This is a genomic window from Paenalcaligenes sp. Me52, from assembly GCF_050487965.1.
GTDB lineage: Bacteria > Pseudomonadota > Gammaproteobacteria > Burkholderiales > Burkholderiaceae_B > Paenalcaligenes.
This window is the reverse complement of record NZ_JBKQFO010000001.1, coordinates 574,979-599,134: the sequence shown is the minus strand read 5'-3', so window position 1 is coordinate 599,134 and position 24,156 is coordinate 574,979. Positions and strand designations below refer to the sequence as shown.

Below are 24,156 nucleotides of genomic sequence, written 5' to 3'. Positions count from 1 at the left end.
CCGCTAGGTTTTGCTTCAATGCTAGAAAAAGAGATCAACGGAACCACCACCGCCACTGTCCGCAGCAAACGCACAACCAGCCCCGCACGTCTGATACAAAAAGGCCTGCTAGTTCTTGCCCTTGGCATGTTCGCAGGCGCTGCCGCTATTGCTGTTAACCCTTCCTCAGGAGATGACAGCAAACCTGTGCTTTATCAGGCTCGCACTACGCTGGACTTGCCTTTTTCTATTGAGTCACTGGACAGCAGCTTCTCCGACCCCTTTATTCAGGAAACCCGCATACGCCGTGGCGACACGCTGGCCTCGGTGTTGCAACGTCTGAATATTCGTGAAGAGGGCCTGCAGCAATTCCTGACGCATGACAAAGATGCGCGCTCAATTTACAAGCTGTACCCCGGTCGCACCGTGCGTGCCGCTCTGGACGAAAACAATCAACTGCAATCGCTAAGCTATTTCCACACCCCTTCCAGCACAGAAAATGGCAAACCTGCCTCTCGCTGGTTAGAAGTTCGCACTAACGGCGAAGGTGGATTTACAGCAAGCGAGGAAGTCTCCGTCGCTACCCCAAACATACAAGTCGCTGAAGCCGAAATTCGCACCTCGCTTTTTGGAGCTACCGATACTGCCGGCATTCCTGACAGTATCGCTTTGCAGATTCCCGAAATCTTGGGCAGTAAAGTAGACTTTATTAAAGATTTGCGTGCTGGCGACAAATTGCGCGTCATCTACGAAACCTACAACCTAAATGGTCAACAAGTAGGTTCTGGCCGTATTTTGGCTCTGGAGTTCGACAACCAAGGCAAAACCCACGAAGCCCTGTGGTTTAGTGAATCCAGTTCTGGCAACGGCGGTAGCTATTACGATGCCAACGGCCAAAACCTGCAAGGGCAAGGTTCTTTCTTACGCAACGCGCTGAAATTCACGCGTATCAGCTCCACCTTTGGTGGTCGCCGTCACCCCATCAGCGGTAAATGGCGCGGTCATAAAGGCGTAGACTATGCCGCCCCAAGCGGTACACCCATTCATGCTACAGCTGATGGCGTTGTAGAGTTTGTAGGCGTACAGAACGGTTACGGTAACGTCATCATTCTGAAGCACCACAGCAACTACAGCACTCTGTACGCTCACCAAAGCCGTTTTGCCCAGGGCTTACGCAATGGTGATCGCGTAGAGCAAGGTCAATTGATTGGCTACGTAGGCTCTACAGGTTGGTCCACTGGCCCGCACTTGCACTATGAGTTCCGCGTAAACGGCACACCGGTGGATCCATTAGCGATAGACCTTCCCGTCGCTCGCAAACTAGAACCCGTCCGACTGCAAGCATTCCAAAATCAGGTAGGTCAGTACAAAACACAATTGGCTTTATTACAAAGCCGTCATGAACTGCTAGCCGCCAACAGCAACTAACTCTCACTACACTAACGGCACCGACAGCGGTGCCGTTTTTTTATGACCATGTCGCAACCAGAACTGTATATAGGCTTAATGTCCGGCACGAGTACCGATGGTGTGGATGCTGTGTTGGCTCGCTTTGACAACGACCAAACTCCTGTGATTGTAGATGCCGCTTCGTGCGAGCTTCCGCCATCGTTACGCCAACAGCTGTTGGACTTAAATCGTCCTGGCGATAACGAACTGGAACGCGCCAACCTAGCCGCTATTGAATTAACACACTGCTATGCCAGCGTGTGCCACCGCTTACTAGAACGACACAATCTAGCAGCCAGTTCGGTGCGCGCCATTGGCGCTCACGGTCAAACCATACGTCACCGCCCGGAACTAGGCTTCACTATTCAGTTAAATGCTCCTGCTCTGCTAGCTGAGTTAACCAACATCGCGGTTATCGCCGATTTCCGTAGCCGCGACATTGCTGCTGGCGGACAAGGCGCACCGCTAGTTCCCAGCGTTCATCACGGACTTTTTGCCAGCGATCATCCCCGCGTCGTCTTGAACTTAGGCGGCATCGCTAACATTAGTATCTTGCACCCCAACCAGCCACTACGTGGTTTTGATACAGGGCCTGCCAGCATGCTAATGGATTACTGGATAGGTAAGCACCAAGGTCTGCCTTATGACGCCTCTGGCGCGTGGGCCAGCAGCGGCACAGTGATCCCCGCTCTATTAGATAGCATGCTTGCTGAGCCTTGGTTTACTATTGCCCCGCCCAAATCTACTGGGCGCGACCTATTCCATGCAAACTGGCTAGAACACCATATAGCGCAACAAGCCCCCAACGCTAGCCCTGAAGATATTCAAGCCACTTTATTGGAGCTTACCGCGCAAAGTGTGAGCCAAGCCATACAGCGCTATGCAGCAGGCACAGAAGAAGTTGTAGTCTGTGGTGGTGGCGCATTCAATCATGCGTTATTACTACGCATCACACAGCTCTTAGGCGTTCCAGTACACAGCACCGAGGTACTGGGACTACACCCCCAGCATGTAGAAGCGCTGGCTTTTGCGTGGCTTGCTCATGCTCACATGCATGGCATCAAAGCAAATGCCCCGGCGGTTACCGGGGCACATCATGCGGTAATGCTTGGAGCGTACTACCCGGCCTAATAATTGGCAGGGTTGTACGCAAGCCAGCGTTTATACCGAGAAGGAAGATCCGCAACCACAGGTGGTGGATGCGTTAGGGTTACGAATAACGAATTGAGCACCGTCAATATCGTCTTTGTAATCGATTTCAGCCCCAACCAGATATTGGAAGCTCATAGGGTCGATCAGCAGCTGCACGCCGTTTTTATCGATGGTGGTATCGTCGTCGTTCACCACATCGTCAAATGTGAAACCATACTGAAAACCGGAACAACCACCACCCTGCACAAAAACGCGCAGTTTCAAGTCGGGGTTACCTTCTTCCAGCAACAGCTCACGTACCTTTTCCACCGCTGCATCACTAAACAGCAACGGAACAGGAGGCGCCTGCAAATCAATAGTTTCGGTAAGGGTACTCATACAATACTCCAGCAATGACCTTTGTCATTTATTTTAAGCTTTTACGATTCGCTTGTCGCCTCTGTGGTATTCAGCTCCACTTTACGGGATGCTCGCACCGTTTTTCCTTCCAGAATACTCATGGTTAATGCCTGAATATGGAAGTCGTCGGGTAATACCAACCAGCCTTGCTCTCTATTAAACTGCTCGAAGTTCAGGGGAAATTGGTTCTTCCCGGCTGTGACCGCAGCGTTAGCTGTACCCAACTCTTGGCCTTCTGCCAATTCTGCCGTGGCTTCTTCTAGCGTAATAGAAACAGGCTCACCGTTTCGCAGCCCTTCTGCAGTAAAGTACATCGTACCGTCAAAGGGCTTTCCGTTCACCATGCTACGTTGCAACAATACCTTATAACGCAGCAAAGGCCCCATCATTTCCACATCAAATGCCCGGATACTGATGGTACCTTGAGGCCCTGGCGGCAATAGTGTTTCGTAAAACGCTAACTGCTCGCCCAAGCGGCTTTTTTCCAACTGCATTTTTTGCAGTTCATCTTCCAAGCCTTTAATTGTGCCTTGCTCTACCTGCAGTTGTCCCTGCAGTGTATCTACCTCTAACTGCTCTTGATACAACTGCTGCTGCAGCTGCTGCATCGCCACTTGAGATGCGTAATCTTGAGTAGTAGAAGGCTCTGGCAGTATCCAGTCGTCTATTGCCATTCCGCCAGCCACGCCTAATAACAGCGCGAAACACCAGGAAAGGATACGACTAAAACTACCAGAACGCGTAGCGTGCGATGAGGGAGGGACTGATTCTTGCATAGTCTAGAGACCGTTTTTCATGGCACAAGTTCCCTGCCCTTGCTGCATCAAGGCAGAATAGCAACCAGTTCCAAACCAGTAGACTCTGGCAAATCAAACATCACGTTCATATTTTGCACAGCCTGACCTGCAGCGCCTTTTACTAGGTTATCTTGTACGACTAAGATAATCAATTGATCACCATTGCCTGGGCGCTGAACCGCAATACGCACATTGTTCGAGGCCTTAACCGTGCGCGTTTCTGGCAAACGCCCAGCAGGCAACACATCAATAAAGCGCTCGTTGGCGTAACGCTGTTCGTACAAGGCTTGGAAATCAGTATCCAATGCTTCAGGCAAAATACGCGCATAGATCGTAGAGAACATGCCTCGAATCATAGGCACCAAGTGTGGCACGAATGTCAGCCCTACCTCAGCACCATGAATGGTTTGCAAATGCTCAGAAATTTCTGGGTGATGTCGGTGACCTGCTACGCCATATGCCTTGAAATTATCACTGGCTTCAGAAAACAAGTTCGCTTGCGAGGCTGTACGCCCAGCACCAGACACACCTGATTTGCAGTCCGCAATAATACGTGACGTATCAATCAGTTTTTTGCCACCTTCCAACACAGGCAACAAACCTGTGAGCACGGTCACAGGATAGCAACCTGGGTTACCAATGATTTTTGCAGAGCGGATTTTCTCGCGGTTTAGCTCAACCAAACCGTACACAGACTCGTCTTTAAGCAGGTCTGGACACTCGTGTGGCATTTTGTACCACTGTTGGAATACGTCTGTATTTTGAATACGGAAGTCTGCCGCCAAGTCTATAACTTTTACACCGTGTTCTAGCAACTTACGGGCTTCCTTCATCGCTACACCGTGTGGCGTAGCAAAGAATACTACATCGCATTTTTCCAGTTGTGCGGCATCTGGCGTTTGAAATACCGCATCAATATGGCCACGCAAGTTAGGGAACATGTCAGCTACCGGCATGCCATCTTCTTGGCGTGACGTTACCGCAACTACTTCTGCGTTAGGGTGCAGCGCGAGCAATCGCAGCAGTTCAACCCCAGTGTAACCAGTCGCCCCAACAATCCCTACTTTAATACGTGTCGCCGTATCGGATGCAGCCATATCACTAACCCTGAAAAATGCGTAAAAGACAATAAACTATTATGCAGTAAATTGAAGCTCAATGAGGCAAAGCGCGCCCAAAGAGCTCAGCGCTGTTGCCATACAACAAAACCCCGGCATAACCGGGGTTTTGTTGAGGTGGGCATAGCAAGCCATGCCCAAGCCATAAACAGGATTAGCGTTTGCTGAACTGTTTACGACGACGTGCTTTGTGGAAACCAACTTTCTTACGCTCAACTTCACGTGCATCACGTGTTACCAAGCCAGCTTGTTTCAGCGTTGTTTTCAACGTTTCGTCAAAGTTGATCAATGCACGTGTCAGACCGTGGCGCACTGCACCAGCTTGGCCACTGTTACCACCACCGTGTACGTTCACTTTGATGTCAAAGCTTTCCAAGTGGTTTGTCAGTACCAAAGGTTGACGAACGATCATGCGACCTGTTTCACGAGCGAAGTACTCGTCTACAGGTTTACCATTGACCACAATAGCGCCGGAGCCTTTTTTGATGAATACGCGAGCTACCGAAGATTTGCGGCGGCCTGTACCGTAGTTCCAATTACCGATCATGATCTGTCCTTAGATTTCCAGCGGTTTAGGTTGCTGAGCAGTATGTGGGTGCTCTGCACCAGCATATACCTTCAGTTTTTTGGCCATGGCGTAACCCAGAGGACCTTTTGGCAGCATGCCTTTAACCGCTTTCTCCATAGCACGACCGGGGAAACGCTCTTGCATGGTTTCGAAATTAGTTTCTGTAATACCACCTACGTAACCGGAGTGACGGTAGTATTTTTTATCCTGAGCTTTGTTACCCGTTACACGGATATCAGCTGCGTTGATGATGATGATGTAATCACCGGTATCAACGTGAGGAGTGTATTCAGGTTTGTGTTTGCCACGTAGGCGACGTGCGACTTCGCTGGCCACACGACCCAGGACTTTGTCCTTGGCATCGATCACAAACCACTCACGGCGAACTTCCAGCGGCTTAGCCACGAAGGTTTTCATGATGGTTCCTAAGTATAAAAGGTTGCAAAATATCTTTTGCAACAGTGCTGCTTTCCACCCTAGCCAAGACGTTATTATTCGCCCGTGCCAAAAGCAGATAAGCCAAAGCAGAAGATATTAGCACAAAAAAGCCCCAAAAGCATAGACTTAAGGGGCTTTTTGCCGTATCAGCGCAACGCTAATTAGGAACGGCGGCGATTTGCCAAGGCCATACCTAAGTAGTTATCGTAGGCGCCTTCAGCTACGCGGAACCAAGGCACCAGCTCGTCACGGAAGGCCATGTAGTTGTCGTAAATTTTCTTGAAGCCTGCGTTTTGGTCGCAGAATTCTTTGTACACAACTTGAGAAGCCTCGAACGATGCATCCATTACGTCACGTGGGAAAGCTTTCAGTACAGCACCGGAAGCGATCAAACGACGCAATGCACCAGGACCTTGTGTGTCGTATGTAGTCAGCATTTTACCGCTGGCTGCACGAGCACAAATCGCGATGATATCTTGGTAATGCTTAGGCAATGTAGCCAACGCATCTTGGTTGATGTACAGGGATACCTGTGCGGAACCTTCCCACCAACCGGGGTAGTAGTAGTATTTAGCTACTTTATGGAAGCCCAGTTTTTCGTCGTCCACTGGACCTACGAATTCCACGGCATCCAATGTACCTTTTTCCAAGGATGGGTAAATATCACCTGGAGGTACTTGCTGAGGCACCACACCCAAACGCGCCAATACTTCGCCAGCAAAACCCGCTGTACGCATTTTCAGACCTTTAAGGTCTTCTACGGAGTTGATTTCTTTACGGTACCAACCGCCCATTTGCGTACCAGTATTACCCAAGGGGAAGTTCACAATATTACGTGTAGCAAACAGCTCACGCATCAACTTCATCCCATCGCCTTCGTACATCCAGGCTTCCATTTGACGTGCGTTCAGGCCAAATGGCACCGCAGTATCAAACGAAAAAGCAGGATCTTTACCGTAGAAGTAGTAAGACGCAGTTTGACCTGCTTCCACCGTACCGTTACCCACAGCATCCATCACCTCAAAGCCGGGAACAATCTCGCCAGCTGGGTACAGACGAATCTGGAAGTTGCCTTCTGTCGCCTCTTCTACCATTTTGGTAAACAACTGGGCTGTACCGAACAGTGCTGGCAGTGAAGGCCCATAAGTGGAAGTCATCTTCCAGTTAATTTTTGGATTGCTTTGCGCAATCGCTGGTGCGGCAAAGGCTGCTGTAGTCCCTGCAACGGCCCCTACACCCGCTTTCTTCAGAAATGAGCGACGCTCCATGTTTGCTTTCTCCTTGGCGTTCTTAGCATAGGCAGGTGTCTACTGAGCGCACCTGCCGATTCGGTGATAATACACTGTCTTAAAACTCTCTGTGCAACCGCACCGCACTTTATTGCACAGACATGACAAGTCTCATGCGTTAACTGCCCGCAATCGCCATTTTGCTGATTAATACAGAGCCTGTAGCCTTGGAGCCTTTATCAAACACATCGGCACCCACCGCCACAATGTCCTTAAACATCTGCTGCAAGTTTCCAGCAATAGTGATTTCTTCTACGGCATGTTTAATCTCGCCGTTTTCTACCCAGTAACCAAACGCACCACGGGAATAATCACCCGTCACATAGTTAATGCCCTGACCTATTAGTTCAGTCACCAGCAAGCCTGTACCGAGTTTACGCAACATCTCTTTGAAGTCGTCTTCAGGACGTGTTTGGCTGGAGATCAGCGACAAGTTGTGTGAGCCACCCGCATTACCAGTAGTGGTCATACCCAATTTGCGCGCGGTGTAGGTAGACAAGAAGTAGCCTTTTAGCTCGCCTTTGCTGATGATCTTACGACGTTGCGGTGTTACGCCTTCACTATCAAACGGTGAGCTACCAAACGCACCTAAGCGGTACGGGTCTTCAATCACGCTTAAATGTTTAGCGAAGATGTCTTTACCCAGTGCGTCGACCAAGAAAGACGTTTTTCTATACAGTGCACCACCACTGGCTGCCTGCACCAACGATCCCAACAAACCTACCGCTACCGGCGCTTCAAACAGCACAGGGTAGTGACCAGTTTTGATAGCACGAGCCGACAACCTAGACATAGTACGGTCAGCTGCGTATTCACCTACTGATTCTGGGCTTGCCAAACGACTGGCACAACGCGCGGATGTGTACCAGTAGTCGCGCTGCATATTGTCGCCACGACCAGCAATTGGCAACACCGACAAACTGTGGCGGCTATAAGGATAGCCACCCATAAAACCTTTGCTGTTCGCCAATACAAAGTGGCCTTCCGAGCTATTGACGGAAGCGCCTTCGCTGTTGGTAATAATGGGGCTACGTTCCAGTGCAGCGATTTCGGCGCGCAATGCCAAACGTCGTGCTTCCTCTGCATCCACCAACCACGGTGAATACAACTGCAAGTCTGGGTATTCCATTGCCAACAGTTTTTTCTCTGGCAACCCAGAAGATTCATCAGTAGCGGTGTGGCGCGCAATATGCCATGCAGCCTCTACTGTTTCTTGAATGGCTTTAGTCGCAAAATCCGAAGTGGAGGCCGAGCCACGTCGCTGCCCATCAAACACTGTGATGGTCAAGCCACGATCTCTAGTCTGCTCTACGGTTTCCAGATCTCTGTTGCGTACAGACACCGAGAGCCCTTTGCTTTCGGAAACCTCCACAGCCGCATCAGAAGCACCGCGTTTCTTCGCGTATTTCAACGCCTCTTCAGCCAATTCGGCGAAGTGCGACTGGTTTTCCACAATGGGCAAACTGGAAATTGTTGATGTGGTCATTGATACTCTTTCCGCTCAGGCGGTTATGATAGCCAATTAATGAATAACTCTTTGCTCTATTATGTCTGATCCTACTCTGGAACCCGATGAAAACGGCTACTATGGCCCCAGCAAATCCCAAGTCAAACGCGAAATGCATGAACTGGTGGATCTTGGCAAGGAGCTTATCACGCTGCCGGATAGCAAGCTACGTCAACTAGACCTTGGCGAGAAACTGCATGCTGCCATTAAAGAGGCACAACGCATCAGTACCGCACGCGAAGGCAAACGACGCCAAATCCTTTACGTAGGTAAGCTGTTACGCCAAGTCGACGCTGATGCCATACGCCATCAGTTGGACATCTGGACCAACGGTTCCAAGGAGCAGGCACGTTCCATGCATAAACTGGAAGCATTACGCGACCTGCTCATGCGTGATGATAATGCCTTAACCGAGTTCTTGAACACCTACGGCCAAGATCAGGCGCAAGAATTGCGTACGCTCATACGTCAAGCACGTAAAGAAGCCGAGCAAAACGCCGTACTACCAGAAGGCAAAGAGCCTTCTCGCAAGCACTTCCGTAGCCTGTTTCAAGCCATCAAATCCATCGTTGCGTAACTGGAGCCGTTATGACCCCTTTACTTGAGTGCATTGAAATCGAAACTGCCCCCAACCCAGAGTTTTCTGTCATCTGGCTGCATGGGTTAGGTGCCGATGGCAACGATTTCGCACCCGTCATTCCTGAACTGCATCTGCCCAAGCATTTGGCAATACGCTTTATTTTTCCTCATGCCCCAGTACAGCCAGTCACCATTAATGGTGGAATGAGCATGCGCTCTTGGTACGACATCTATACCTCTGACTTGGTACGCCATGAAGATGAAGGTGGTCTACGTGCATCACAAAGCTCGGTACAAGATTTGATTGCGCGTGAAAATGCACGCGACATCCCTACTGAACGCATCGTGCTGGCTGGCTTCTCACAAGGCTGTGCCATGACCCTGCAAACGGGTTTGCGCCTGGAGGAATCTCTGGCCGGCATGATTTGTTTGTCTGGCTACTTACCCCTGATAGACAAAGTGGACAAAGAACGCCACAAAGCTAACCAAGACACCCCCATTTTCATGGGACACGGCACACAAGACCCTGTTGTACTGATTGACCGAGCACAGCAATCGCGTCAACGTCTGCAAGACTTGGGCTATCACGTGGAGTGGCACAGCTACCCCATGATGCCGCACTCGGTATGTGCCGAAGAACTGGCTGATATCAGCAACTTCCTGCAACGCGTACTGGTGAAGTAACGCGTCACCATCTTAGGGGGCTAGGCCACAGGCCAACCGCCCCCTAATGCTCTATACAAATCCATCACTGCCCACAAACGAGCGGCCTTGTGCTGAATCACGACATCACGCGCTTGGTACCATTGCCGCTGTGTTTCCAATACGCTTTGCGCTGTTTCTGCCCCCGCCTCGTAACGTTGTTGCGCCAGTCGCATAGCCTCAGACGCCAACTGCACGATTTCTTGTTGCACCGCCTCTTGTTTCGCCAGCCCAGCCACAGCCTCTAGGGCCACCTCTACTTCCACAAAAGCCTGCACGATAGACTGCTGATACAGCATCAATAATTCTTGCTGCTTCGCTTGTGCCAACGTATATCCTGCCTCTAAACGGCCTGCATTAAAGATAGGTGCCAACAAATTGGCAGCAGCGTTATACAGGGGATTGCGCAACACATCACTCAAACTACCAGCCGAGCCTCCGGCATACAGCGATAGATTGAGCTGCGGCAGCATGGCGGCTCTGGCGACAAGCACATCAGCTTTGGCAGCCTGTAACTCAGCCTCGGCAGCCAACAGATCAGGCCGGCGCACCAACAACTGTGATGGAACACCACTCTCCACCGTAGGCACAGGAACCTGCTCTAAGCGGCTAGCAACAGTTGTCTCAGATGCCCCTAAGGTGCCTGTCCAAATCTGCAATCTAGACTGTGCTTGATGTTGCTGCTGAGTCAGCCTCTCTACCTGCTGGCGTTGCTCCGCCCACAGTTGCTGTTGCCTAACTACCGCCAACTTATCCTCAGCACCTGCTTCAGAACGATGCGTCATCCACTGCAATAGCTCATAGGCTACCGCTTGATTCTGCTGAGCAATCTGCAAGCGCTCATTCAGACTCAGTACATCCACCCATGCTTTGGCAGCCTCGGTGCTGACTCTCAGTTGCGTGGCCTGCCACAACGCCCGCTGCCTCACTAACCTACTTGTGGCCGCATCGCTGCCTGCTCGCACGCCCCCCCACAAGTCCACCTCATAGGCTGCCCGCAAACCAGCGCCGAATCGCCCTCCAGCATAATTTGCATCGCCCCCCAAGCGCCCCTCTCTAGAAGTAGACAGCTCCACCTTCACATCTGGCCACAAGGCAGCACCCGCGCTTTGGGCTTGCGCCTCGGCCTGCCGTATACGTGCGGCGGCAGCTTCCAGATCCCAGTTCTGCGTTTGTACTTGCTGCAACAGTGACAACAACTCTGGGCTTTGGAAACTTTGCCACCACGCTGCACTAAGCAACTCGTTATTTTTTGCCTCAGACACCTGCGTACTTTGCCACGCGGAAGGCAAGCTGACGGTTTTCTCCGTTTCATCAGCAGGCAGGGCTGCACACCCTGCTAGCCACAGCGCACCCAGCATTACATAGACTGTCTTCATGTTTTACTCACCTGCCAATGCCACCACAGGATCCATTCTGGCAGCGGTACGTGCCGGCATAAATCCAAATACCAGCCCCGTTATCACGGCGCACCCAAAAGCCCCCACGATGGCACTAACAGAAAACACCATGTCCATGCCCACCAAAGCCAAGCCAATGCCCAGTAACGCTGCCAATGCAATACCTGTCATGCCGCCACTCACCGTCAGCACCATAGACTCCGTCAGAAACTGACGCAGAATATCGCGTTGTCTTGCTCCTGTTGCCATGCGTATACCAATCTCCCTCGTACGCTCTTTGACGGACATCAGCATGACGTTCATCACACCTATACCCCCCACCAACAACGATACGGCGGCAATTAAGCCCAACATGATGGTCATACTACGACGTGTGGACGCCTCTGCTTGTAAACGGGCAGCCGCATTACCGATGCTGAAATCCTCTCGGTCGCCATGCCTAGCCATCAACAAGTCACGCACCGATCGCTCTGCCTCAAACACCACATCAGACGATGCCGCTTCCATCACTACATAATCAGGTTGCGTCTGTGCTTGATATACGCGCGCGCGCCCAGCCTGATAGGGAATGAACACCATATCGTCATAGCTTTGCGCACCTGAATCGGCCCCCCGCTCTTCCATTACGCCAATGACTTCAAAAGGTGAATTACCAATAAGTAATAATTCGCCTACTGGGCTTTTATCCCCAAAAAATCGTTTACGCATGGCTGCGCCTAGCACCACAACGGGAGCCAAGCTTTTGTCTTCTTGTGCCGTGTAATAACGCCCCTCTGCTACACGCCAATGGTGCATGCTGGGCATTTCCTCGTTAGCGGCAAACACATACACCTGCAAACTCACATTCGCAAAGCGCACGGTAATAGGATCACCAATCACCGGCATTACCCTGCTAATCTCCGGCAAGGTACGTACCGCAGCTAAATCTTCATCACTTAATATGCCGCGCGGCCCACCTGTCACAGGCTTAGTCCCGCTCATATACATAATGGTGGTGCCCATGGTGCCCATTTGTGCCATCACCCGTTGCCGCGCGCCTTCGCCTACCGCCATCATCACAATCACTGATGCCACACCAATAATGATGCCCAGCAAAGTCAGCAAGGTGCGCGCTCTATTCACACGCATGGTGCGCCATGCTGCTCGTAATGCCTCGCGTAACTCTTCACCCTGTACGGCACGTTCAGTGGGCTGCGCAGTAGGTTCCCAAAAGTTGGCTAACGCATCAGGCATAGGCGCTTGGGTCTGCTCCGCTTTACCGGAGTCACCCACAATTTGGCCATCACGAATTTCGATGACTCGCCTTGCTTGCGCGGCTACTGATCTATCGTGCGTGATCAAAATGATGGTGTGCCCGGCATCCGCCAACTCGTGGAATAAGGCCATCACCTCTTTGCCACTTTGCGAATCTAGAGCCCCAGTGGGTTCATCAGCCAAAATAATATGGCCACCATTCATTAAGGCCCTAGCAATAGACACGCGTTGCTGCTGACCACCAGACAGTTGGTGTGGCCTGTTCGCCTGCCGTTCTGCTAAGCCCAAGCGCTCTAATAACGCACTGGCTCTGGCATTACGTTGCTCTATAGGCGTACCTGCATATACAGCAGGCACTTCCACATTTTCGCGCGCACTTTCGGTAGGAATCAGGTGATAGCCCTGAAACACAAAACCAAAGGCCTCTCGACGTAAGCGCGCTAAGGAATCCGCATCCAAACGCGCAACGTCTTTACCTTGGAAAAAATAATCACCACTACTGGGACTGTCTAAGCACCCCAGTATGTGCATTAAGGTGGACTTACCCGACCCAGATTGCCCCACAATGGCTACGAACTCGCCCGCGTGTATGCGCAGGTCTATACCATGCAGCACCTCTACTACGGGTGCCCCATCTAGCCCACCGTACTGTTTACGTATAGCCTTCAGCTCAATGAGCGGCGTGACGGCTTCTACCATTGCAACCAGCTCCAGCTTTGCTCTGGCTCATTTTCTCGCAATACGATTTGGGTACCTTCGCTTAGACCATCTACTATTTCCACCAAATGGCGGTTACGCACCCCTACCGTCACATCTTGCCTCACGGGTTTATCGTTAGCCGCTATGCGCCATACCCATGATTGGCCTGCATCACGCTGTAATGCCACAATCGGTATGCTCAACACGTTATCAGCCTGCAAAACCGTGAAGGTCACTTGCGCCGTCATTTGAGACATCAATGCTGCATCGGCATTATCCACATCGAACAACACGGTATAAGTCACTGCTGTGTCTGATTTCGCCTCTGCGCCTTCCGTTGTCGTTTGTGGCGGAGCTGGCAATACCTGACGCACTTTGCCATGCCAACGCCTAGGCTCTTCCTCTATCCCCAACGTCGTAAAAGACACAGCCTGCCCCGGCTGCACTTGCCGCACATCGGCCTCGGACACATCCGTCCATACCGTCATCACCGACAAATCGGCAATGCGCAAGATGTCTGGCGTTTGATAAGTAGCATTCAGGGTTTGGCCTTCCCGTGCTTTGACGCTCACCACCGTACCCGACATAGGAGCATAAATGCGGGTGTAGCCTAATCGTGTTTCCTCGGCTCGCTGGCTAGCTTCACTTTGTGCAATTTGTGCACGCAAGTGTTCCACCTTAGCAGCGGTAACCGATAGCTCCGCTTGCGCTTGCTGCAGCGACTCTTCCCGTGTCGCTCCCACTTTATGCAAACGCTGTTCACGCGCCAGCATTTGGCGTGCCAATAAGTTTTTGGCTTGTTGCTCTTGTAGCTGCGCTTCTAAACCTCGTAACGCTGCTCTACCTGCATCTACCACGGCTTGCTGCACGCTAGGATCAATTTCCACTAACAGTTGACCCTGCTCTACTTTGTCCCCAGGTTGTACGGGCAGACGCATAATCTGCCCGGACACCTGAGCACCTACATCCACATACTGGCTGGGTTGTAGCGTGCCAATGGCATTTACGGTGATCGCAATATCGGCGCGTTCTGCCACAGTAGTTTCCACCTGCTGTGCCGCCGAAGATTTCCACCCTATGTAGCCCCCACCTGCCACCAGCAACACTGGCGCAGCAAACAACATGCGCTTGCACCAGCGCCCACATCTCCCAGCTTTCTGCATTTAGCCGCCTTGCAAATCAATACGTACGATGCTGTCTTGTGCATCTTTGCGCCATGCCGGGTGATCCTTGCCATGCGGCACTTTCACAGTCACATAGGCTGTCTGGCCATTAGCAGACAACGCAACGCTGTTAGGATGTACGGGCAAATCTATGCGACGGTTCACGCCATAGTTAGTGCCATCAATCACTGTCAGGCTACCTGTACCCGCTGGGCTACCACGAGACACACCACGGTTAGTGGCAAGGATTTCATTACGCTGTTCGCTGTAGGCAATATCCAGCAAGCCTTCACCTACGGGAACAATCTGCACCACTTTGCCATTGCCCAAATCAAACACATACACCGAACCTGTGTTGGCATCGGCAGCAAACAAGCGCTGGTTTTTCTCATCAATCGCTATGTTCACAAAGAAGTGCTTGGAGTCTTTAGGATTGGTGCTGGTGGTATCGCCTGTGGATAACGTCTTAACGATCTCACCACTTTCTGGGTTGATCACTACTACTTCATTTAGGCCGCCTTGGCCTACGTACAAGCGATTATTTGCACGATCAAATGCCGCACCTGCTGGCCATGGACCATTGGTCTCTACGGTGTGACGCAAGCTATTTGTAGCACCATCCACAATCCACACTTGGCCTTCACTGTCTGGGCTAGTCACAAAGATCTGATTGCGCTGAGAATCCACTACCACTTTACGCGTATGTGGTGCTGACACTTGGCCTTTGCCATCCACAACACGCTCGCCCAACTGGATCATGCCTTTTACAGCACCGCTCTTCGCATCCACAACTGTCAGCGAGCCATCCAAGGTATTGCCCACATATAAAGTGTCTAAAGTGGGGTTAACGCCCAATGCAAACGAACGACGTGGCAACTGAATGCTCTGCACAATTTGCAGACTACGCGGATCCAGTCTGTGCACCACACCACCAGTGTTAGGCTCAAACGCAGGCACAGCAGCGACAAACACGCTATCCACGCTTGGGGACACCGCTACCTCATACGCACCAGCAATGGTGTCTTGGCGTAGCATAGGTACGCTAGACAACTGCTCAATAACTGTCTGTTGACGCGCTTCAGGCACGCTTTGGCAACCTGCCAACACGCCCATAGAAGCCAGCACTACTGTTGCTACCAATGTTTTTTTGAATGTAATCATCAGTACTTCCTTAGAGAAACATGATTTGGTCGTTAGAAACGGTGGCTAAGCGACAGCATGAAGGCACGCGGCTGACCGTAATAGCTATTGCCGGTACGCGTTCTATAGCGCTTATCCAAAACGTTGTTGATATTCAGTCCTACTGTGGTGGATTTTGTCACGTCATAGCGCGCCATCAAATCCACAACCGCATATGATTTTTGCTCGGACTCTACTTTCTTACCACTGACGGTTAGGTCACTGTAAATACGGCTTTGCCAACGCAGGCCACCACCCAGCGTCAAACCATCACCCACACCGTCTACCCTATAGGTAGTAAATAGCTTAAAAGTGTTGCGCGGCAAGTTAGTGTTTAAACGTTCACCGGCACGGTCTTTTGTGCTGTTTTGCGCAAAGCTAGCGGCCAGCTCCCAACTGGGAGTCACCATACCAGCCACTTCCACTTCAAAACCACGTGTACGTGTACCCGACTTTCCTTCATAGGCAGGCGAACCATCAGGCGCATACTGATCCACCAAGGCAACCGCTTTATTGTCTTCCTTAACTTGGTACACCGCACCCGACACATTCAGGCGCTCATCAAAGAAGCTACCTTTCAAGCCCACCTCATAGCTCTCGCCAGATAAGGGATCAATGTAGGAGCCATCGACTTTTTTGTAGTCTTGAGGCGTGAAAATAGTGGTGTAGCTGGTGTAAGCCGTCCAGTTTTCTGATAAGTCGTAGGTCAGCCCAAAGTACGGCACCAACTCATATTCGGTACGGCGCAGTGAGGTGCCCGTTTGTTTAGCATAGTTAAAGCTGCCTGTAGTACGTCGCCAGTCCACATAGCGCGTACCCGCAATAATAGAGAAAGCTTCAGTAGGACGTAAACGTATAGAAGCATACGCACCCAGGTTTTTCTCACTCATGGAGTGAGTACCAATTGCGGGGTTGTACGGCTTACCAGGACTGCTGCCATCCCATGTAAAGATATTATCAATACTGCCATCCCAACCCGGTGGATACCAATTAGTGTAAGACGGCGTTTCATTGGTGGAGTACGACCACGCTACGCCCATGGCGACTTCGTTCTCGCGCCCAAACATATCGAAGCTGCCCTTCACCGCCACATCTAGCGAGTCTTGCTTGGGTTTGTAAGCCCAACGGGTAGTCCAGATACCGCTGCCCGCACCCGTTACCGGATCAGGGTTGCCACGCCCCGCATAGCCCAAGAACTCGTCAGAGTCAGTCCATACCCTAGAGGCGTTCACACGCAAAGACCACTTATCTGAGAGTTGATGTTCTAGCTCACCAAACAAGGTAGTGCTGCGTCGCTCAGAGTATGCCCACTCCGCAGCCGCTGACTGAGAGCGCCCCCAGCTTAGCGGATTACCGTTGCTATCAAAGACAGGTAAACCACTGTCCGACTGACCACGCAAATCGTGACGTTGATGACTAATACCACCGCGAATCAGCGTGTTCTCGCCCACATCAGCTTCAAGCACACCATAGAACACTTTACGCTTGGCATTAAAGCGCTCAACGTAGGCATTGGTATCTTGCGCCACGGCGATCATACGGCCACGCACAGAACCAGATTCATTCAACGGCGACGAGATATCGAACATACCGCGTCTATTGGCCCATGAGCCCCAATCTAGCTGCACTTCTGTACGGAACTCATCCAACGGGCGTTTGCGCACCATATTGATCGCACCGCCGGGGTTCCCCATACCATTCATTAAACCTGTAGCACCACGCACCACTTCCACACGGTCATACAAGCTCATGTCTTGTGTTAAGAACATGTTGTTGTAGTTAGAAACCATGCGCACGCCATCCACCATGATGGTGTTGACCGCAAAGCCCCTAGCGTAAATCGTTCTGTCTGAGCCCCCCATACCTGACTCAGACAAGGTCAAACCCGCCGTATTTTTTGCCACGTCTTCCAGCTGCATTAAGTTCTGATCTTTCATGCGCTGATTGGTCATCACACTAATAGACTGTGGTGTTTCGCGTAGCGATAAATCCAAGGCGGACGACAATGCACTATCGCCAGTCGCCGTGTACGCGCCGCTATCTTCTGTCGTGGAATCCGTACGCCCTTTGACTACAACGGCGCCTAATTGAGTAGGACTTTGCGGTGTACGCGACAACGACACCTGACTACCATCGCGACTAAACCCTATGCCGGTGCCAGCCAATAAACGCTGCAACGCTTGGTCTGGTGTTAACACACCGGATACCGCCGGAGCCTGTAGCCCACGCACGGTTTCAGGTAAATAGAAAATCTGTAGCGACGCCTGTTCACCTAGCTGTATTAAGGCTTCACTTAAGGACTGTGCTGGCAAATTAATTTGCACGGGTGTGGTCTGTGCCTGTACTGTACCTGTCACCGCTGGCAAGCCCAACAATGCTGCCGTTAAGCACACCTCCCGTCCTACCTGCCCCAACTTACTTGACCGTTTTATCCAACCCTGAATTATTGTATGTTGCGTGTTCATTGCACCCGTTCCAGACATCATGTAGTAGTGACTGCATTCATCGCTACCCTCTTGATGGGGTATGCAGTGTCATAACTAAGACGCTGTAACGAGAATTATTCCGCAATGATTCTCATTATTAAATAGTAACCAAATGTATCAGTGTCGTAGGGCTTTTGCTAAAACCTCAAACAAACGCGGGTCATCAGCCTGTGCAATATTGAAGCGTAAAAAATCTTCAGCTTGATGTGATTGGCTAAATGCATTGCCTGGGGCAAGCACCACATCGTGCTGCAAACAATAGCGTGCCATGCGTGTAGCATCCGCGCCATCCGGCAACCTACACCACACAAAAATTCCCGCCTGAGGCACTAGCCACGGCTCAATCCCTAGCTTACGTAAACGTGGTAATAACCGCTCTAACGCCTGCGCTAATCGGGTACGTACTGTTTCCATGTGACGCCTATAGCCACTGCCCGTTAGCACATGTAAGGTGACTTCTGCCGCCAATCGCCCCCCTCCAAAACTGGTAGCGATACGTAAATCCGTCAGCCCGCTAATCCACTCTGGCTTGGCCGCAATGTAGCCACACCGTAATGCGGCAGATAAGGTTTTAGAAAAACTGCCTATATGTATCACCCTATCCAACCCATCAAACGCGGCTAAGCGTGGGGCAGGCTGCCATTCAAAGTCTGCAAATAGGTCATCTTCCACAATGGTCAAATTGGCATGCTCAGCCAACTGCAAAATGCGGTGTGCAGTGACTGACGACAATACGCTGCCCGTGGGGTTATGAATACCGGAGTTCGTAATATACAGACGCGGTTTGTGTTGCTCTATGATCTGTTTGAACACCGCTACATCAGGCCCGTGCGGGGTATAAGGCACCCCCACCACATTGACCCGGTGCGCACGTAGCAAGGCATGAAAATTAAAATAGCAGGGGTCATCCACCACCACGGTATCACCCGCTTCCAACAGAAAACGGCAAATCAAATCGATGGCTTGTGTACTGGAATCCACCAGCATGACCTGCTCAGGCGTGGCCTCAATACTTAAACCTGCCATACGACGCGCCAACACTTGTCTCAGTGCAGGCAGCCCCTGAGGCGTACCGTAATCCACCAAACTGCTAGCCTCACCTCTGGCCATATACCGTAAGGCACGCCGCATACCTTCTTCATACATCCATGAAGGCGGCAGCCACCCACAACCCGGTTTCAATGTGGTGGCATTGGTTTCCAACGACTGACTAGATAACCACAATGGGTCTATCTCTCTATCCAACCTAGGACCCAACTCTGACAGATCTAACGGTGCAATCACACCCACCACATAAAAACCCGACCCAGCCCTAGCCTTAACCACTCCCTCAGCCACCAAGCGCTCATACGCCTCTACAACCGTAGAAACAGAACAGTTCATGGCTGTAGCTTGGGCGCGTACAGAAGGCAGTCTAGCGCCTGGCACATACTGGCGTGCGGCAATACGGCTGCGCACGGTTTGCATCACGATTTCGATGCGGCTGGGAGTTTTAGTAGTAGCTGTCATAGGCTCACTGTACTGCCAAACCAACCAATACAGTTATTAAAAACTGTACTGTTCCGTATATGGAGTAGCAGCGCTACCACATGGTTTACTGTACTCCTATCCCTGAGGAGTACGTATGAACACATCCACCCGTGGTTGGGTCAATGGCTTAATTGGCGTTGTTATTTTCGCTGGCTCCATGCCCGCCACACGCGTTGCCGTTGTTGATATCCCACCGCTATTTTTGACGGGTATTCGTGGCTGTATTGCGGCGGCTTTGGCTATACTTTTGTTAGTCACATTCAAACAACCGCGTCCAGTCCGCTCAGACCTAATGTCTCTGCTCATTACAGCGATAGGAGTCGTACTGGGCTTTCCACTGTTCTCCGCCTTAGCGCTGCAATACATTAGTTCAGCCCATGCGTTAGTGTTTGTTGGATTACTGCCAGTGTGCACCGCTATTTTTGGTGTGTTACGTGGCGGCGAACAACCACACCCAGCTTTCTGGCTATTCTCTCTCTTAGGCAGCATTTCGGTGATCAGCTATGCCGCATTAGGCGGCATCGCCATGTCCATAGAGGGCGATCTGCTCATGTTAGCGGCCGTAGTAGTATGTGGTTTGGGCTATGCCGAGGGCGCTAAATTGTCACGTCGCCTGGGAGGCTGGCAAGTCATCAGTTGGGCCTTGGTCATCTCACTGCCATTAATGCTGCCACTCGCTGTGTTTTACTGGCCTGACAACCTCAGTGAAGCGTCAACTACCGCTTGGATTGGCTTGTGGTATGTGTCTATTTTCAGCATGCTAGTGGGCTTTATCTTCTGGTACAAAGGCCTAGCACTGGGCGGCATTGCAGCCGTAGGTCAATTGCAACTGCTGCAACCTTTTATGGGCTTAGGTTTGGCTGCGGTGCTGCTGCACGAACAAGTGAACATGTCCATGATCCTAGCTACTTGTGGCGCTGTATTTTGTGTGGCTCTGGCTAAACGCTACGCCTAAGTCCTTAGCCCCCAAGCGGCAAGAGAAATACCCCTCGCTCCGGCACACGCACAACGCTGACTGGAGCAATTTTGGGCAAAATATCCAAAATCGCATCTGGATTTTCTACACTTACCGTACCCGACACCCGCATACGTCCTAATGCTTTGTCTTGTACCTGTATGGGCTGCGCCATATACCTGTTCAACTCGCGCACAACTTCTGACAACGCATTGTCTTGGAAAACCAACCTGCCTCGCTGCCACGCCAATACACTTTCCACAGCAACCTGCTGTGGATTACCGATAGCCGTTGCGGATGCAGCAACCGTATAACCAGCGGATAACCGCACTCCCGTTAAGCCTGTAGAGGTGCTAGGAAACACTTCCACCACCCCCTCTCGCACCACCACGGAAGTTTGGCTGCGCTCTTGGCGCACACTAAACTGCGTACCCACAACGCGCACATCCAACTCGCCACTACGCACGGTAAAAGGTCTATTCACATCAGGCAGTACGCTAAATAAGGCCTCACCACGCACAAACTGTATGTCTCGTCTGTCGGCATAATAAGCAATAGCCACCTCGGAATCGGTATTCAGCAAAATTTTGGAGCCATCTGGCAGCATCACCTCACGCCGTTGCCCTTTGGCAGATGCCACTACATCGGTGAACAACGGCTGGGCGGGCCACACCAAGGGCAAGACAGCCCCTACACTCAGCATCGCCAAGGCACCACCGCCCCACCCTAGCATGCGACGACGGGTCTGTTTTTTGGCCTGCTGTTCGTTATGGCGTAACCAGCGGTGCATAGCCGTTTTAGGTAATGCATCAGCTAGTTTCCAAGAGGTCTCCAACGCCTGATACGCCGCCTCATGCTCAGGATACTGCGCACGCCACCGATCACGCTCTTGGCACTGTTCAGCACTGAGTGAGCCTAAACAGGTGCGCGTGAACCAATCTAGGGCCTGTTCCTGGATATTTTCCTGCGAGAGCGGACTGTGCTTAACGATGCGGTCCATAATCCTGCAATTGGTGTTGGATGTGGCGCAATGCCCGTTTCATATGCTTTTCCACCGCGCTAGGCGTTAATCCCAAGCGTCTAGCGACCTCTTCTTGTGTATAACCCTCTATCTTATTCCATAGAAAGACTTGCTGACACTTCAGGGGTAAATCTTGTAGCGCTTCACACAGAGCATCCAACAACTCTGTGGTCTGCAACGACATATCCATATCCCCGGTTTGAGGGTGCTCGTGCTCCAACAACGAGTCTAATGACGTCTGCTCGTGGCGAGACTGTCTACGGATTTCACTGACCAACTGATTCTGGGCCGCCCTAAATAAATAGGCTTTGGGATCTTGAATACTGTCACGCTGATCTGCCAACACGCGCATGATGGCATCTTGGGCTGCATCTTCAGCATCGTGCTTCAACGCATTGTTTTTCACCCAAGAACCCAGCAGGTCGGTGTAATACGATAACCAGCCTTTGACTGACAAAGGACGGCTATGCATGGCAGGAAACAGGCAACATGAGAAACTTAAAAACAGACAATCACATCAACAATAATAACAATAATTCTCATTATTAAATCGTGATTAAGAGTTCGTGCAAAAAATGACACACTCCCCTACGGCATTTTGGCTCTCTGCATTTATCCCCACAGCCTGTGCATAAGGTTGAGGAAAAGCCGTGCGCTCCTTGCTATGCGCTAGCAAAACCAAGCCCTCTCAGGGCACTGGACAAAGAATAGCCAACCCGAACTTCCGTGCAGCAATTAGGGCTTGATTGGGATGATTAGGAGGCTGAAGCCGCTCCGTATTTCTGGGCTAGCTCAATAAAGGCTCGCATCGCTGCCGACTGATACGCCCCTTTACGCTGCATCAAGATGGCACGTCGTCTAGGCGGTGTGGGATCTAAACCTATGGCTACCAAATGCTCATCATTCATGGCAATAGCAGCAGGCAGCAAGGTAGCTAGCCCTGTACGCCGTACTATCTCCATTACGGCATTCAACGAGTTGGATTCCATCTGCACATGCAGTTCTAGTTCATGCTGCTGACAGTAGCGCTCAATTTGTCTACGCGTTGCAAACTCTGGTGTTAACAACACCAACGACTGCTCTATTAAGGTACTCCGTTCTATCATGCGTTGGTCAGCCAGCGGATGCGTCACACTCACGGCCAATGCCAAGGTTTCCACCAATAATGGGTGCGACTCCACTGCGCTAGACGTAGGCTTATCAAACGCAATACCTATATCTAACTCGTCTTTTACCAGTTGAGTTTCCACATGCTCTTGCAACATTTCGCGAATCATCAAGGTCACGTTAGGGTAGCGTCGATGAAAAGACTCTACCAAAGGGCCTATCAAATATGAGGCAAACGTAGGCGCCATAGCAATACGCAACGACCCTCTACTTAAATCGCTAACATCGTGTACAGCGCGTCGCCCTTCTTCTAAGTCTTGCATGGCTTGGCGGGCAAATCGCACATACACCTCACCCGCGTCGGTAAGCTTGACCTGCCTATTGCTACGATCCAGCAACTGCGCCCCCAAACTTTCTTCAAGCTGCCGTATCTGCTGCGACAATGCGGGCTGTGACACGTGTAAAGCATTGGCAGCACGGGTAAAACTGCCGTATTGCACCACGGCTAGAAAATAAGTCACATGGCGTAAGATCATCGCAATCCCATAAGTAATAATTATAGAACTTATCAGAAATCAGTATTTTACCTTATAAATAAGACGGGTTAAGCTTCTGCTATATTGTTCGTATAACCATAATAGTTGCCATGAAAGAAATCATTGAGGGCTTTCTCAAGTTTCAAAAAGAGGCCTACCCAAAACGTGCCGGTCTGTTCAAAGATTTGGCCCATCAGCAAAATCCCCGTGCTTTGTTTATTTCCTGTTCTGATAGCCGTTTGGTGCCAGAACTGGTCACTCAGCGCGAACCCGGTGACCTGTTTGTGATCCGTAATGCCGGTAATATTGTGCCTTCCTACGGCCCAGAGCCGGGCGGTGTCACGGCCTCGGTAGAGTACGCTGTTGCAGCACTAAAAGTATCTGATGTTGTGATCTGTGGTCACTCTGACTGCGGCGCGATGACTGCCATTGCTAACTGCCAGTGCTTGGAACACATGCCTGCTGTTGAACACTGGCTGCGCTATGCTGACTCGGCCCGTTTAGTCAACGAAGCCAAACAGCACAAAAGCGATCGCGAGCGTGTAGCCTCTATGGTGCGCGAAAACGTCATTGCCCAGTTAGCCAACATTCAAACGCACCCCTCTGTACGTCTTGCCATTGCTGAGGGTAGACTAACCCTACACGGTTGGATCTACGATATTGAAACCGGCTCTATAGACGCCTATGATGGGTTGTCCATGAAATTTGTGCCGCTGGCTGATAATGTAGATACGCGCGTTGCACCGTTGCAGCGCCCAGCAGCCTAAACGAGTAGTCCCTGGGGCCAAGAGCGAAGCAGAGTCCGCTCTTGGCCCCTTTTATCATGGCGTCCTACCTAGCACCTACTTC

The 24,156-nt window shown here is 51.2% G+C and carries 22 protein-coding genes; 6 read left to right on the top strand and 16 right to left on the bottom strand.

Going from position 1 to position 24,156, the window contains the following annotated elements; genetic code table 11:
- The first annotated feature begins 18 nt into the window (after window positions 1-18).
- Both ACLO87_RS02755 and ACLO87_RS02750 read left to right on the top strand, forming a co-directional pair.
- Window positions 19-1,407 (top strand): M23 family metallopeptidase, encoded by a 1,389-nt coding sequence (locus tag ACLO87_RS02755; protein WP_135863718.1) that lies wholly within the window; start codon window positions 19-21, stop codon window positions 1,405-1,407.
- Window positions 1,408-1,455: 48 nt separating this feature from the next.
- Window positions 1,456-2,559 carry an anhydro-N-acetylmuramic acid kinase gene (locus tag ACLO87_RS02750; protein ID WP_430223713.1) on the top strand — a complete coding sequence of 368 codons (1,104 nt, stop codon included), beginning with the start codon at window positions 1,456-1,458 and terminating at the stop codon, window positions 2,557-2,559.
- Window positions 2,560-2,589: 30 nt separating this feature from the next.
- Here the strand turns inward: ACLO87_RS02750 and erpA are convergent, their stop codons facing one another.
- The 7 genes from erpA to pmbA all read right to left on the bottom strand — a co-directional run bounded on the left by erpA (window position 2,590) and on the right by pmbA (window position 8,675).
- Window positions 2,590-2,958, bottom strand: coding sequence for an iron-sulfur cluster insertion protein ErpA (gene erpA, locus ACLO87_RS02745; RefSeq protein WP_135863720.1), 369 nt, complete (start codon window positions 2,956-2,958; stop codon window positions 2,590-2,592).
- Between the two features lie 41 nt (window positions 2,959-2,999).
- Window positions 3,000-3,755 (bottom strand): DUF6776 family protein, encoded by a 756-nt coding sequence (locus ACLO87_RS02740; RefSeq protein ID WP_430222720.1) that lies wholly within the window; start codon window positions 3,753-3,755, stop codon window positions 3,000-3,002.
- A gap of 47 nt (window positions 3,756-3,802) precedes the next feature.
- The gene (gene argC, locus ACLO87_RS02735) at window positions 3,803-4,873 is read right to left on the bottom strand and encodes an N-acetyl-gamma-glutamyl-phosphate reductase (protein WP_135863723.1); all 1,071 of its coding nucleotides are present in this window, start codon (window positions 4,871-4,873) and stop codon (window positions 3,803-3,805) included.
- A gap of 175 nt (window positions 4,874-5,048) precedes the next feature.
- A complete protein-coding gene (gene rpsI / locus ACLO87_RS02730; protein WP_135863725.1) occupies window positions 5,049-5,441 on the bottom strand; it encodes a 30S ribosomal protein S9 in 393 nt (130 codons plus the stop codon).
- A gap of 9 nt (window positions 5,442-5,450) precedes the next feature.
- The gene (gene rplM / locus ACLO87_RS02725) at window positions 5,451-5,879 is read right to left on the bottom strand and encodes a 50S ribosomal protein L13 (RefSeq protein ID WP_135863727.1); all 429 of its coding nucleotides are present in this window, start codon (window positions 5,877-5,879) and stop codon (window positions 5,451-5,453) included.
- 182 nt (window positions 5,880-6,061) lie between these two features.
- Window positions 6,062-7,168 (bottom strand): TRAP transporter substrate-binding protein, encoded by a 1,107-nt coding sequence (locus ACLO87_RS02720; protein ID WP_135863729.1) that lies wholly within the window; start codon window positions 7,166-7,168, stop codon window positions 6,062-6,064.
- A gap of 139 nt (window positions 7,169-7,307) precedes the next feature.
- Window positions 7,308-8,675: a metalloprotease PmbA gene (gene pmbA / locus ACLO87_RS02715; RefSeq protein WP_135863731.1), complete on the bottom strand. Its 1,368-nt coding sequence runs from the start codon at window positions 8,673-8,675 to the stop codon at window positions 7,308-7,310.
- A 61-nt stretch (window positions 8,676-8,736) separates the two neighbouring features.
- Here pmbA and yjgA point away from each other — a divergent pair, with 61 nt between their 5' ends.
- Both yjgA and ACLO87_RS02705 read left to right on the top strand, forming a co-directional pair.
- Window positions 8,737-9,273, top strand: coding sequence for a ribosome biogenesis factor YjgA (yjgA, locus tag ACLO87_RS02710; protein ID WP_135863733.1), 537 nt, complete (start codon window positions 8,737-8,739; stop codon window positions 9,271-9,273).
- Window positions 9,274-9,284: 11 nt separating this feature from the next.
- Window positions 9,285-9,959, top strand: coding sequence for an alpha/beta hydrolase (locus ACLO87_RS02705; protein WP_135863735.1), 675 nt, complete (start codon window positions 9,285-9,287; stop codon window positions 9,957-9,959).
- Window positions 9,960-9,979: 20 nt separating this feature from the next.
- Here the strand turns inward: ACLO87_RS02705 and ACLO87_RS02700 are convergent, their stop codons facing one another.
- The 6 genes from ACLO87_RS02700 to ACLO87_RS02675 form a co-directional block, all read right to left on the bottom strand.
- Window positions 9,980-11,356 (bottom strand): efflux transporter outer membrane subunit, encoded by a 1,377-nt coding sequence (locus ACLO87_RS02700; RefSeq protein WP_430222719.1) that lies wholly within the window; start codon window positions 11,354-11,356, stop codon window positions 9,980-9,982.
- A gap of 3 nt (window positions 11,357-11,359) precedes the next feature.
- Window positions 11,360-13,330, bottom strand: a complete 1,971-nt coding sequence (locus tag ACLO87_RS02695; protein WP_135865079.1) for an ABC transporter permease — start codon at window positions 13,328-13,330, stop codon at window positions 11,360-11,362.
- Window positions 13,324-14,454 carry an efflux RND transporter periplasmic adaptor subunit gene (locus ACLO87_RS02690; RefSeq protein ID WP_135865081.1) on the bottom strand — a complete coding sequence of 377 codons (1,131 nt, stop codon included), beginning with the start codon at window positions 14,452-14,454 and terminating at the stop codon, window positions 13,324-13,326. The genes ACLO87_RS02695 and ACLO87_RS02690 overlap by 7 nt, the downstream gene beginning before the upstream one ends.
- Window positions 14,455-14,493: 39 nt before the next feature.
- Window positions 14,494-15,654 carry a YncE family protein gene (locus ACLO87_RS02685; RefSeq protein ID WP_430222718.1) on the bottom strand — a complete coding sequence of 387 codons (1,161 nt, stop codon included), beginning with the start codon at window positions 15,652-15,654 and terminating at the stop codon, window positions 14,494-14,496.
- A 32-nt stretch (window positions 15,655-15,686) separates the two neighbouring features.
- Window positions 15,687-18,137 carry a TonB-dependent siderophore receptor gene (locus ACLO87_RS02680; RefSeq protein ID WP_430222717.1) on the bottom strand — a complete coding sequence of 817 codons (2,451 nt, stop codon included), beginning with the start codon at window positions 18,135-18,137 and terminating at the stop codon, window positions 15,687-15,689.
- 138 nt (window positions 18,138-18,275) lie between these two features.
- On the bottom strand, window positions 18,276-19,667 hold the full coding sequence (locus tag ACLO87_RS02675) for an aminotransferase-like domain-containing protein (RefSeq protein WP_430222716.1): 1,392 nt from the start codon (window positions 19,665-19,667) through the stop codon (window positions 18,276-18,278).
- A 115-nt stretch (window positions 19,668-19,782) separates the two neighbouring features.
- On the opposite strand from ACLO87_RS02675, the gene ACLO87_RS02670 reads away from it, so the two are divergent.
- Window positions 19,783-20,643, top strand: coding sequence for a DMT family transporter (locus tag ACLO87_RS02670; RefSeq protein ID WP_135865088.1), 861 nt, complete (start codon window positions 19,783-19,785; stop codon window positions 20,641-20,643).
- Between the two features lie 4 nt (window positions 20,644-20,647).
- Here the strand turns inward: ACLO87_RS02670 and ACLO87_RS02665 are convergent, their stop codons facing one another.
- From ACLO87_RS02665 to cynR, 3 genes are all read right to left on the bottom strand, one after another.
- Window positions 20,648-21,643, bottom strand: a complete 996-nt coding sequence (locus ACLO87_RS02665) for a FecR family protein (RefSeq protein WP_430222715.1) — start codon at window positions 21,641-21,643, stop codon at window positions 20,648-20,650.
- The gene (locus ACLO87_RS02660) at window positions 21,627-22,136 is read right to left on the bottom strand and encodes an RNA polymerase sigma factor (RefSeq protein ID WP_430222714.1); all 510 of its coding nucleotides are present in this window, start codon (window positions 22,134-22,136) and stop codon (window positions 21,627-21,629) included. Before ACLO87_RS02660 ends, ACLO87_RS02665 begins: the two co-directional genes overlap by 17 nt.
- A 283-nt stretch (window positions 22,137-22,419) precedes the next feature.
- Window positions 22,420-23,307: a transcriptional regulator CynR gene (cynR, locus tag ACLO87_RS02655; RefSeq protein WP_135867200.1), complete on the bottom strand. Its 888-nt coding sequence runs from the start codon at window positions 23,305-23,307 to the stop codon at window positions 22,420-22,422.
- 110 nt (window positions 23,308-23,417) lie between these two features.
- Between cynR and ACLO87_RS02650 the strand changes: the two genes are divergently transcribed.
- The gene (locus tag ACLO87_RS02650; protein ID WP_135866410.1) at window positions 23,418-24,074 is read left to right on the top strand and encodes a carbonic anhydrase; all 657 of its coding nucleotides are present in this window, start codon (window positions 23,418-23,420) and stop codon (window positions 24,072-24,074) included.
- Window positions 24,075-24,156 lie beyond the last annotated feature (82 nt).